Raw genomic sequence first — 11,848 nt, 5'->3', positions numbered from 1 at the left:
TTTTTAATTAAATTTAAAATATAATTCTATTTTTACAAATTGGTAAAAAAATAATGTCAACAATCTAGGTAAAATTTTTCTTGGCAAGTAAAATTTTTACAGCTATATTTCAAAACATAAATATTGAAACATCTCACTCAATAGGAGTAGAAAAATGACCGACCTGAACACTCTATTTACCAATCTCAAACAACGCAACCCCAACCAAGAACCCTTCCATCAAGCTGTTGAAGAAGTGTTCATGAGTTTGGATCCGTTTTTGGCGAAAAACCCGAAATACACCCAACAAAGCCTGCTTGAGCGTATTGTTGAACCGGAGCGCGTGATTATGTTCCGCGTCACTTGGATGGACGACAAAGGCCAAGTCCAAGTCAACCGCGGCTACCGCATTCAAATGAATTCCGCCATCGGCCCTTACAAAGGCGGCTTGCGTTTCCACCCTACCGTCGATTTGGGCGTGTTGAAATTCCTCGCTTTTGAACAAGTCTTCAAAAATGCGCTGACCACCCTGCCTATGGGTGGCGGCAAAGGCGGTTCCGACTTTGATCCTAAAGGTAAATCCGATGCCGAAGTAATGCGCTTCTGCCAAGCCTTTATGACCGAACTCTACCGCCATATCGGTGCCGACACCGACGTCCCTGCCGGCGACATCGGCGTAGGCGGCCGCGAAATCGGCTATCTGTTCGGCCAATACAAAAAAATCCGCAACGAATTTGCTTCCGTCCTGACCGGCAAAGGCCTCGAATGGGGTGGCAGTCTGATTCGCCCTGAAGCCACCGGCTACGGTTGCGTGTATTTTGCCCAAGCCATGTTGGAAACCCGCAACGACAGCATCGAAGGCAAACGCGTGTTGATTTCCGGCTCCGGCAACGTGGCGCAATACGCTGCCGAAAAAGCCATCCAACTGGGTGCAAAAGTATTGACCGTTTCCGACTCCAACGGCTTTGTCCTCTTCCCTGACAGCGGTATGACCGAAGCGCAACTGGCTGCTTTGATCGAGCTGAAAGAAGTACGCCGCGAACGCGTGGCCACTTATGCCAAAGAACAAGGCCTGCAATACTTTGAAAACCAAAAACCGTGGAACATCGCGGCCGAAGTCGCCCTGCCTTGCGCCACCCAAAACGAATTGGACGCAGATGCCGCCAAAATCCTGCTGGCAAACGGTTGCTATGTGGTTGCCGAAGGTGCGAACATGCCGTCAACTTTGGGCGCGGTCGAACAATTTATCAAAGCCGGCATCCTCTACGCTCCGGGCAAAGCGTCCAACGCCGGCGGCGTAGCAACTTCAGGTTTGGAAATGAGCCAAAACGCCATCCGCCTGTCTTGGACTCGTGAAGAAGTCGACCAACGCCTGTTTGACATCATGCACAACATCCACGAATCCTGCCTGAAATACGGCAAAGTCGGCGACAAAGTAAACTATGTCAATGGTGCGAACATTGCCGGTTTCGTCAAAGTTGCCGATGCCATGTTGGCGCAAGGTTTCTAAACCCCTATCCAGCCAAATCAAAGGCCGTCTGAAATATTTCAGACGGCCTTTTTCTTTTAAAACAAACCTTATACGCCCAAATAACCTTCCCTGCTGGAAAGCCATCTCGCCAAATGCGCTTCGACGATTTCAGGGTTTTGTTCAATCAGCATCGGGGCAATTTCGCGCGCTTGTTCTAAAAGGTGCAGGTCTTCTTCGAGGTTGGCGAAGCGCAGCATGGGGACACCGCTTTGCCGCGCGCCAAGAAATTCGCCGGGGCCGCGGATGTTGAGGTCTTGGCGGGCGATTTCAAAGCCGTCGGTGTGTTCGTAGATGACTTTCAATCGCGCTTTGGCGAGTTCGCTCAAGGGTTCGGCAAACAGGAGGACACACACGCTTTCTGCCGCGCCGCGCCCTACCCGACCGCGTAATTGGTGCAGCTGCGCCAAGCCCATGCGCTCGGCGTGTTCGATCACCATCAGGGCGGCGTTGGGCACATCTACGCCGACTTCGATGACGGTGGTGGCTACCAATACGTTCAGACGGCCTGCGGCAAACTGAGCCATGACTTCGGCTTTTTCGGTAGCCTTCATGCGCCCGTGTACCAAGCCGATGTTGAGTTCGGGCAAGGCCGTCTGAAGTTGCTCGAGGGTTTCGGTGGCGGTTTGCAGTTGCAAGGTTTCGCTCTCTTCAATCAACGGACAAACCCAGTATGCCTGCTGCCCTTTGCGGCAGATGTTGAGGACGAAGCCTTCGACTTCGGCGCGGCGGACGTTGTTGACGAGGCGGGTTTTAATCGGGGTACGCCCGGGCGGCAATTCGTCGATAACGGATACGTCCAAGTCGGCAAAGAAACTCATGGCGAGCGTGCGCGGGATGGGTGTGGCGGACATCATCAGCTGGTGGACGTCGCGCCCTTTGTTTTTGAGGGCAAGGCGTTGAGCAACACCGAAACGGTGTTGTTCGTCCACAATTACCAAGCCGAGATTTTGAAACTCGACATCGTCTGAAAACAGGGCGTGCGTGCCGACGGCGATTTTGACAGAGCCGTTAGCCAGTTTGGCTTTGGCCTCATCTTTGGCTTTTTTGCGCTGGCTGCCGGAAAGCCAGACGACTTCAAGGCCTAAAGGCTCAAGCCATTGTTTGAACTTGATGAAATGCTGTTCGGCAAGGATTTCGGTCGGCGCCATTACAGCCACCTGCGCACCGGATTCAATGGCGGTCAAAGCAGACAAGGCAGCAACAATGGTTTTGCCGCTGCCGACATCGCCTTGTAACAGGCGGTGCATAGGGTGGGTTTGCGCCATATCGCGGCAGATTTCGGAAACAACTTTTTCTTGTGCATCGGTCAGGGCAAACGGCAAAGCGTGGCGCAAGGCTTGAGTCAATGTGCCGTCGCCGCCCAATGCCGTGGCCGAGCCGCTAACGCGCTTCTGCCGCGCCAGCCGCATGGACAACTGTTGCGCCAAAAGTTCGTCAAATTTGAGCCGTTGCCATGCAGGTAGCGTACCATCTGAAAGTTGATGAATAGTGAAACTCGGCGGCGGCGAATGCAAAAGGCGCAGGCTTTCGGCGAGGTGCGGCAGTTTCAGACGACCCAATAAGGCATCGGGCAGCGTGTCATGCAGCGGCGTAACGTCCAACGCCGTCTGAATGATGCGGCGCAAAGTGGGTTGGTTCAAACCGTTTACGGTCGGATAAATCGGCGTGAGGCTTTCTGCCAAACCGCTGTTTTCGGCATCGCGGATTTTAGGGTGAATCATCTCGTCGCCGTGAAACCCATGCTTGATTTCGCCCACGGCGCGGATGCGTTTGCCGACCGCCATCTGTTTCTGGTTGCTGGCGTAAAAGTGGATGAAGCGCAGAAAAAGGACACTGCCGGAACCGTCGGCGATTTGGACAATCAGCTGCTTGCGCGGCTTAAAAGTCACTTCCTGATGGATAACCTCGCCCTCAACCTGACACGGCACGCCGATCGGCGCGTCCTTAATCGGCATGATGTGCGTCTCGTCCTCGTAACGCAACGGCAGGTGCAACACCAAATCCCATGCGGTATGGAGGTTGAGTTTTTCGAGTTTCTTAGCGGAAACATCGGTGATTTTGAGCTGTTTTTGGGTTTCGGGCGTCATCTTAAAAGGCAGCTGATTGAGAGTTTGCTGTATTTTATCCGAAAACAAAAAGGCCGTCTGAACGCAATGTTTCAGACGGCCTTAATTTAGGTATAACGCGATTAAGCGTTAGCTCCCTGTTGTTCTTGGTAGATTGCTTCGAAGTTGATCGGAGCAAGCAGTACAGGTGGGAAGCCGGCTCGGGTTACGCTGTTAGAAATGGCTTCGCGTGCGTAAGGGAACAGGATGTTTGGACAAGCAACGCCCAACAGCAGTTGTACGTCTTCTTCAGGAATGTTTTCCAGACGGAAGATGCCGCTTTGGGTAACTTCGTTCAAGAACATGGTGCGCTCTTCGTTCAGTTTGGCAGTTACGGTCACGGTAACGTCAACGCTGTAGAAGCCGTCTTCCAGTTTGGTGTTGCCGGTAGAAACGCGCATATCCACTTCAGGCTCGCCTTGTTCCAAGAAGATTTGTGGTGCGTGAGGCACTTCCAAAGACAAGTCTTTTACATACAAACGCTCAACGCTGAATACGGGTTGCAATTCTTCGCTCATTTTATTTTCCTAAGTTAAGGGTTAAGGATTCAGTAATTCGTCCAACTTGCCTTCCTGCTGCAAGCGGTACAAATCAGTAAAGCCACCGACATGAGTGTCGCCGATAAAAATCTGCGGCACGCTGCGCTGGCCGGAAAGTTGCTGCATTTCGGCAAAAACTTCCGGATTGCCGTCGATGCGGATTTCGTTGATTTCTTTCACACCCACCGCCTGCAACAGCCTTTTCGCCATGGTGCAGTACGGGCAATATGGACCGGTATAAACAGTAACGGTTTGCATGATTTCTTCCAAAATACCAATGTTCATGACTATATGGGCATAGGTGCTATTTTACAAGTGTTCCCGCCGTACGGTTGTAAAAAACATTCAGACGGCCTTTTGACCATAAACATTTGTGCAGATGCGGAAAAACCATAATTAAAGTATGATAAGCGCTTTCGCAGAATGACTTTTGCCATTTGTTTTTTGGAGAAGAACACATCGCAAAAGTTTTTCTATTCAAAATCAGGTATCCCTATGCTTTCAGGAATTCCCATCCCCAAGGACGCCGTGCGTCCGTCCGAAACCGTCCTCGTCAACATTACGCCGCAAGAAACGCGTGTGGCCGTTTTGGAAGAGAACAATATCTGCGAGCTGCACATCGAGCGCAACAGCGGCCACAGCTTGGTCGGCAATATTTATTTGGGCGTCGTCAAACGCGTACTTCCCGGCATGCAAAGTGCGTTTATCGATATCGGCTTGGAACGCGCCGCGTTTCTGCATATCGTCGACGTCCTCGAACAACGCCGCAATCCGGACGAAACCCAACGCATCGAACACATGCTCTTTGAAGGCCAGTCTGTCTTGGTTCAGGTCATCAAAGACCCCATCAATACCAAAGGCGCGCGCCTGTCCACCCAAATCTCACTGGCCGGCCGTTTCCTCGTCCATCTTCCGCAAGAAGACCACATCGGCATTTCACAACGCATTGAAGACGATGCCGAACGCAGCAATTTAAGGGAGCGCCTCAACAACCTGCTGCCCGAAAACGCCTGCCACGGCTACATCATCCGTACCAACGCCGAAAACGCTTCCGATACCCAACTGCAATCAGACATCAACTACCTGACTAAAGTGTGGGAACACATTCAAAAACAGGCAAAAATCCAGCCGCCCGAAACCCTGCTCTATCAAGATTTGCCTTTGAGCCTGCGCGTATTACGCGATATGTTCAGCCTCGATACCCACAAAATCCTGGTCGACTCCACCGAAAACCACCGCCGCATGACTCAGTTTGCCGAACAATACGTTCAAGGTGCATTGGGCAGAATCGAGCTGTTCAAAGGCGAACGCCCCCTATTTGAAACCCACAACATCGAGCAGGAAATCGCCCGCGCCCTGCAACCACGCGTCAACCTCAACTTCGGCAGCTACCTCATCATCGAGTCCACCGAAGCCATGACCACCATCGATGTCAATACCGGCGGCTTTGTCGGCGCGCGCAATTTTGATGAAACCATCTTCCGCACCAACCTCGAAGCCTGCCACACCATCGCCCGCGAGCTTCGCCTGCGCAATCTCGGCGGCATCATCATCATCGACTTCATCGATATGGCGCAAGAGATCCACCGCGAAGCCGTCCTGCAAGAACTTGCCAAAGCCCTCAGTTTCGACCGTACCCGCGTTACCCTCAACGGCTTTACCAGTCTGGGCCTTGTCGAACTGACCCGCAAACGCTCGCGTGAAAACTTAAGCCAAATCCTCTGCGAACCCTGCCCTTCCTGCCAAGGCCGGGGCCGTCTGAAAACGCCGCAAACTGTGTGCTACGAAATCCAACGCGAAATCGTCCGCGAAGCGCGCCGCTACGATGTCCAAGCCTTCCGTATTTTGGCTGCTCCGAATGTCATCGACTTGTTCCTAGACGAAGAATCGCAATCACTGGCGATGTTGATAGACTTTATCGGCAAACCGATTTCTCTGGCAGTCGAAACTGCCTACACGCAGGAACAATACGATATTGTGTTGCTGTAAAGATAAAAGGCCGTCTGAAAACTTTTCAGACGGCCTTCTTGTTTGAGTAAATAAAGATTACGGTTTCACTACTTTACCGTTGATCTTGACGGAAGTCAGTTTCAGGTTGTAGGTTTTGCCGTCATCGGTATAGCTGATTTGCGCAGGAATATTGTCGATATCGGAAGCAAAAGAGTAAGTAACGGTATCGTCGCCGCGGCGGACGCGATATTTGCTCACAGGCGTTGTGCCGCCATTCAGCTTATAGCTTTCGCTACCGATTTTGTTCATGCTGCCGACAGTATACAGTTTTTTACCGTTGGTAATTTTCAAACCTGACGGCAGGCGCACGTCATTAGCGGCCAGTTGCCATGCCAAAGTAAACAAGTCCATGGCCGGGCCGGATTTTTCGGTTTTCAAATCACCTGCTTTACCGTAAGTGATGTTGCCGCCGGAGAATTTGGCCTCGGCATACAATTTACCGCCGCGTACATCTTTGTAGTAAGACGGATTCAAGGTCGTGCCGTTGATGCTGCCGCCGGATTCAAAACGGATATTGTAAAGCGGTACTTTGATGGTGGAGACGATTTTGTATTGGTTGCCGCTGCGGGTGAAGGTCATGGTCGCAGGAATACCGTAGCTGCCTGAGTATTGCAAAACGGCAGATTGCGGCAATTCGGCGGCTTGTGCGCCGATGGAGGCAGTGAGCAGGGAAAGTGTCAGCAGGGTTGTTTTAATCGGATTCATGATGTTTTCCTTGTGTATATCGTGTTTTAATTAAGCCAACAGGCTTTGACCGGCGGCATTGCGTTGTGCATTCAAAACGCGGTTGCCTTCGATTTTCAGACGGCCTGCAACGAAATCAGCAACGGCTTGCGGGAAAAGCTGATGCTCAACCGTCAGCACGCGTGCGGCAACATCGTCAGCGGTATCGCCATCCAAAATAGGAACAATGCCTTGCGAAATAATCGGGCCGCAATCCAGCTCGGGGGTCACGAAATGGATGGTGCAGCCTGCCACTCGGCAACCTGCTTCCAATGCGCGTTCGTGGGTGTGCAAACCGGTGAAAGAAGGCAGGATAGACGGATGGATGTTGATCAGGCGGTTTTCATAATGGGCGCAGAATTCCGGGGTCAAAATGCGCATAAAGCCCGCCAATACAACCAAATCCGGCTGATAGGCATCGATTTTTTCCATCATGACCTGATCAAATGCCAGACGCGAGTCGAAGTTTTTATGGTTCAAACTGTCAGTGGCAATACCGCGCTCTGCCGCCCATGCCAATCCGGCTGCGGTCTCGCTGTTGCTCAATACGGCTGCAATGTTGGCATCGGGAATATTGGCATTCACAATCGCCTGCATATTGCTGCCGCGTCCGGAAATAAGGATGACGATATTTTTCATCATAATTCCTTGTTTGTTTGGAACAAAGGCCGTCTGAAACGGAATTTTTCAGACGGCCTTTTATCCGTTGTTTAAGGGCGTAAGCCTTGATTCGGATTATTGAACTTTTTGTACGTCAACTTGTACAGGTTGTTGCGCAGCAGCATCAGGCGCGCCGACTTTAACCAGTTTCACGTCGAATACCAAAGTAGCGTTCGGGCCGATTTTATCGCCGGCGCCAACTTCGCGGTAAGCCAATTTGGCAGGGATATAGAATGTTGCTTCGCCGCCTTCTTTCAAAAGTTGGATACCTTCAGTCCAACCTGGAATCACTTGGCTTACAGGGAAGCTTACAGGGCCGCCGTTGGCTTTACTGCTGTCAAATACGGTACCATCAATCAGACGGCCTTCATATTCAACGGTAACCATATCGTCTTTAGTCGGTTTTTTACCTTCGCCTTCTTTGGTGATTTTGTATTGCAGACCGGAAGCGCTGGTTTTCACGCCTTCTTTAGTCGCGTTTTCTTTCAAGAACGCTTCGCCTTTTTCCAAGTTTACTTTGGCATCTTCAGCACGTTTGGCAGTAGCTTTTTCTTGTTGCTCTTGCAGGAATTTCATCATCACTTCCTGAGCTTGAGCTTCAGTCATTTTGACTTCTTTACCTTCAAACATGGCTTCCATGGCTTCGGTGAAGACTTTCAAATCAATTTCCGTACCTTGGTCTTTCATTTGTTTCAATGAACGGCCGATGTCCACACCCATTGCGTAGCTGGCTTGTTGGGCAGTAGAACCGATGGCAGAAGCATCTGCAGTCGCATTTGAAGCTGCGGAAGCAGCAGGAGCGTCTTTAGCGGCAGTGTCTTTTTGGTTGCAAGCAGTCAGTGCCAACAAAGCAGACAAAGCCAATGCGCTGAATTTGAAAGTTTTGTTCATGATTATGTCTTTTCCGGAAAGGTCAAAAAAGGGGATTATAGCTGAGTTTGATTGAAATGGAATCAAGGTGGATTAAAATTTGTAAAGGCTCTTATCAAAAACATTAAGGCCGTCTGAAAACAGGTTTCAGACGGCCTACTTTTAGCTATCAGTCAAACGATTAATACCAGCCGCGCAGCTTCATTGCTTTTTCAACACGACGGATACTCATCATGTAGGAAGCGGTACGCAGGTCGACATCGTATTCTTGAGCCAAGTTCCAAATATCGCGGAACGCACGGCGCAGGACAACGGTTTCTTTCTCTTGAACTTCGTCAAACTCCCAGTAGTAGCCTTGCAGGTTTTGTACCCATTCAAAATAGGATACCACCACGCCGCCGCAGTTTGCCAAAATATCAGGAACAACCAATACGCCGTTTTGACGCAGAATAACGTCGGCTTCTGGAGTGGTCGGGCCGTTTGCGCCTTCAACCACGATTTTCGCGCGTACTTTACCGGCATTTTCAGAAGTCAGTTGGTTTTCCAGCGCGCAAGGGGCGAGTACATCCACATCCAAAGCCAAAAGTTCGGCATTGCTGATTTCTTTACCGTAGCCGGCCTCATTGGTGATGAAACCTTTGGTTTGGAATTCTTTGATGATTGCTTCCATATCCAAGCCGTTTTCGTTGTAGATGGCAACGTCAACAGTAGATACGGCAACGATTTTCGCACCAGCTTTATGTGCATAGTAACCGGTGTGGTAGCCCACGTTACCGAAACCTTGAATGGCGTAAGTAGCACCCTTCACGTCTTTGCCCAGTTTTTCCAAAGCTTGGACGGCGGCGAAGTTTACGCCGTAACCGGTGGCTTCGGTACGCGCCAAGGAGCCGCCAAACTCAACCGGTTTGCCGGTGAACACGCCCGGTGCAGAATGTTTCACCACGTTTTCATAGGCATCAACCATCCAAGACATGATTTTGCCGTTGGTGTTCACATCAGGTGCAGGAATATCGATTTTCTCGCCGATCAGCGGAGAAATGGCTTCGGAATAAGCACGGGCGATGCGTTCCAATTCCGCTTCGGAATAGTTACGCGGATCCAAAGTAATACCGCCTTTACCGCCGCCGTAAGGAATACCGGCCACGCAGCATTTGATGGTCATCCAGATAGACAGGGCTTTAACCTCGTCCATATTCACATTAGGATGGAAACGCACGCCGCCTTTGTAAGGGCCGACGGCATTATTGTGTTGTGAACGGTAGCCGGTGAAGTTTTCTACTGTACCGTTGTCGAGTTTGACAGGGAAGTTGACTTCTAAAACACGTTGCGGCTTTTTCAAGATTTCAAATACTGCCGGGTCGGCATTCAAACGGTCGCAGGCAGTTTTCACTTGTTTTTGCGCAATTTCAAACGGATTCAGCGTTTCTTTTACAGCAGATGCGGACATGTATTTTTCCTTTTCATACATATGATTAGACGAGAGCCATACACGTTACTATATACAAAAACGGACAAAAATGTAATAGCGTGTAGTCGATAAAAAGCGAATCTATTCATTTATATATGAATTTAGTTTGAGGTCGTCTGAAAATATCGGCACACCAACCAAAAAATTTTCAGACGGCCTAGTATAAATGCTCATCAAACCATTCAAAAAAACACACAAACCCTTTGTTTTTTAATACCTACCAAACCACCCTTTTTGTTGACAAAATCCCTTTCACATTCCCAATAGGCTGACAGTCTTACACCATCAAAAATTGTTAACAATTTAAACAAACATCTTTTTAAAGAATCAGCAAAACATCGGCAAATCAGGCAAACAATGTTAAAATAACCGCTTAAATAATATGACAGAAAGTTACTCAATGACCACTGCTGCTTTAGAACACGTCCAAGCCGTTGCCTTTGATTTGGACGGTACCTTATGTAATTCCGTTCCCGATTTGGCCGTAGCAGCCCAAGCCATGTGTGCGCACTTGGGTTTACCTGTTTTACCCACCCAAACGGTTGAAAGTTATGTCGGCGACGGCATCAGCAAGTTGGTTCATCGTGTCATTACCAATGATCGTGAAAAAGAAGCCGATCCTGAAATCTGGGAAAAAGGCTTTGTGTTCTTTATGAAATATTATCGCGAGCACTTGAGCGACTTTACCCGCCCCTACCCTGAAACCGAAGCCGGTCTCGGCCTGCTAAAGTCCTTGGGTATTCCTCTAGTTGTCATTACCAATAAAAATGAAATTCTGGCTGCCGAGTTGCTGAAACAGCTTAATCTCGATGGCTACTTCAGCCTGGTTCTTGGCGGCGACAGCCTAACTGAGAAAAAACCCAGCCCATTGCCGCTTCAACATGCGGCCGAAGTTTTGGGCATCGACGTTGCCAATATGCTGATGGTGGGCGACTCTAAAAATGACATTATTGCCGCCAAAGCGGTCGGTTGCTTCAGCGTCGGCGTAACATTCGGCTACGGCGACATGACCTTGCTCTCTCAAGACAAAGCAACCAAACCTGATTTATTGATTCGCGCCCTGCCTGAAATCTACGAAAATCTGCATCCGCAAAAAAACAAAGAAGAAGAATAATTCGGCTTTATTTTCAGACGGCCTTTTTGATTTTTTCACCTAATCAGGCCGTCTGAAAATGTAATTCAATGTAGTTAAATCCCTCCCCTTCCATATTCCCATGAAACCTCCCAAAACCTTACGCGCCCGCGCCTTAGATATTCTTTCCCGTCAGGAAGTCAGCCGTGTCGGCTTGAAACGCAAACTGGCTCCTCACGCAGAAAGCGAAGAAGAATTGGAAAAGGTTTTGGATGAATTCGCCGAACGGAATTGGCAATCCGACCAACGTTACGCAGAAGCCTACATTCACAGCAAGAGCAACCGTTACGGCACGATCCGCCTCAAGCAAGCCTTAGCGCAACAAGGTATCGATGCAGACGACTGCCGGGAGTTCCTCCCCGATAGGGAGGACGAGCTGCAAACAGCCATTTCCGTCTTGCGTAAAAAATTCAAGCAGGAAGCTCAAGATTTGAAAGAAAAACAAAAACAAGCACGTTTCCTTGCCTATCGCGGCTTTGGTGCAGACACCATTCAGACGGCCTTAAAAACGGCGTGGAATGAAGACGAAGACTTCTATCAATAATCATTCCCACTTGAATCTTTGCTTCTATCGGCGTACCCTTACACTTTTATTCAATAATTCAATCAGAGCTTCATTATGTCCGACAAACCGCACGATACACCTAATCCCCTACTCGAAGACGAACGCAAAAATCCTGTTTACCGCTTGGGTCAGGCAGTAGCCGGATTCATGTTGCTGGTTTGGGCCGGCGTTTTGGCCTTGGTTTTCTTCTTGGTTTTCCGTTTTTGGTTGAGTTAAACCCAATCTAATTACAAACAAGCCATAAACCCTCTTAAAAAGAAGCCAAC

The 11,848-nt window shown here is 49.6% G+C and carries 12 protein-coding genes; 5 read left to right on the top strand and 7 right to left on the bottom strand.

Annotated features, from left to right (window positions below; translation table 11 throughout):
• Positions 1-154: 154 nt before the first annotated feature.
• The gene (gdhA, locus tag ACTHS8_RS10390) at positions 155-1,489 is read left to right on the top strand and encodes an NADP-specific glutamate dehydrogenase (protein ID WP_107867725.1); all 1,335 of its coding nucleotides are present in this window, start codon (positions 155-157) and stop codon (positions 1,487-1,489) included.
• Positions 1,490-1,557: 68 nt separating this feature from the next.
• Here gdhA and recG read toward each other — a convergent pair whose 3' ends face one another.
• The 3 genes from recG to grxC form a co-directional block, all read right to left on the bottom strand.
• Complete coding sequence (gene recG, locus ACTHS8_RS10385) at positions 1,558-3,597, bottom strand: ATP-dependent DNA helicase RecG (protein WP_440373661.1); 2,040 nt, start codon at positions 3,595-3,597, stop codon at positions 1,558-1,560.
• Positions 3,598-3,698: 101 nt separating this feature from the next.
• Positions 3,699-4,133, bottom strand: coding sequence for a protein-export chaperone SecB (gene secB, locus ACTHS8_RS10380; protein ID WP_003682271.1), 435 nt, complete (start codon positions 4,131-4,133; stop codon positions 3,699-3,701).
• Positions 4,134-4,154: 21 nt separating this feature from the next.
• The gene (grxC, locus tag ACTHS8_RS10375) at positions 4,155-4,412 is read right to left on the bottom strand and encodes a glutaredoxin 3 (protein WP_003684090.1); all 258 of its coding nucleotides are present in this window, start codon (positions 4,410-4,412) and stop codon (positions 4,155-4,157) included.
• 237 nt (positions 4,413-4,649) lie between these two features.
• Between grxC and ACTHS8_RS10370 the strand changes: the two genes are divergently transcribed.
• Entirely contained in the window at positions 4,650-6,143 is a 1,494-nt protein-coding gene (locus ACTHS8_RS10370) for an Rne/Rng family ribonuclease (protein WP_440373660.1), read from the top strand.
• Positions 6,144-6,200: 57 nt separating this feature from the next.
• Here the strand turns inward: ACTHS8_RS10370 and ACTHS8_RS10365 are convergent, their stop codons facing one another.
• The 4 genes from ACTHS8_RS10365 to ACTHS8_RS10350 all read right to left on the bottom strand — a co-directional run bounded on the left by ACTHS8_RS10365 (position 6,201) and on the right by ACTHS8_RS10350 (position 9,864).
• Positions 6,201-6,869 (bottom strand): hypothetical protein, encoded by a 669-nt coding sequence (locus tag ACTHS8_RS10365; protein ID WP_063076018.1) that lies wholly within the window; start codon positions 6,867-6,869, stop codon positions 6,201-6,203.
• A 30-nt stretch (positions 6,870-6,899) separates the two neighbouring features.
• Positions 6,900-7,526, bottom strand: coding sequence for a phosphoribosylglycinamide formyltransferase (gene purN / locus ACTHS8_RS10360; protein WP_440373662.1), 627 nt, complete (start codon positions 7,524-7,526; stop codon positions 6,900-6,902).
• A gap of 96 nt (positions 7,527-7,622) precedes the next feature.
• On the bottom strand, positions 7,623-8,438 hold the full coding sequence (locus ACTHS8_RS10355; RefSeq protein WP_070607922.1) for an FKBP-type peptidyl-prolyl cis-trans isomerase: 816 nt from the start codon (positions 8,436-8,438) through the stop codon (positions 7,623-7,625).
• A 160-nt stretch (positions 8,439-8,598) separates the two neighbouring features.
• Complete coding sequence (locus ACTHS8_RS10350) at positions 8,599-9,864, bottom strand: Glu/Leu/Phe/Val family dehydrogenase (RefSeq protein WP_003685975.1); 1,266 nt, start codon at positions 9,862-9,864, stop codon at positions 8,599-8,601.
• Between the two features lie 421 nt (positions 9,865-10,285).
• Between ACTHS8_RS10350 and ACTHS8_RS10345 the strand changes: the two genes are divergently transcribed.
• From ACTHS8_RS10345 to ACTHS8_RS10335, 3 genes are all read left to right on the top strand, one after another.
• Positions 10,286-10,999 carry a phosphoglycolate phosphatase gene (locus ACTHS8_RS10345; RefSeq protein ID WP_440373659.1) on the top strand — a complete coding sequence of 238 codons (714 nt, stop codon included), beginning with the start codon at positions 10,286-10,288 and terminating at the stop codon, positions 10,997-10,999.
• Positions 11,000-11,099: 100 nt separating this feature from the next.
• Positions 11,100-11,561 carry a recombination regulator RecX gene (gene recX / locus ACTHS8_RS10340; RefSeq protein WP_440373658.1) on the top strand — a complete coding sequence of 154 codons (462 nt, stop codon included), beginning with the start codon at positions 11,100-11,102 and terminating at the stop codon, positions 11,559-11,561.
• Positions 11,562-11,636: 75 nt separating this feature from the next.
• Positions 11,637-11,798 carry a hypothetical protein gene (locus ACTHS8_RS10335; protein ID WP_039861975.1) on the top strand — a complete coding sequence of 54 codons (162 nt, stop codon included), beginning with the start codon at positions 11,637-11,639 and terminating at the stop codon, positions 11,796-11,798.
• Positions 11,799-11,848 lie beyond the last annotated feature (50 nt).

The sequence above is a fragment of the Neisseria sp. P0016.S008 genome (genome assembly GCF_051957775.1).
Taxonomy (GTDB): Bacteria; Pseudomonadota; Gammaproteobacteria; order Burkholderiales; family Neisseriaceae; genus Neisseria; species Neisseria flavescens_B.
Note: the sequence above shows the minus strand (reverse complement) of the source record. Positions and strands in the feature narration are given on the sequence as shown.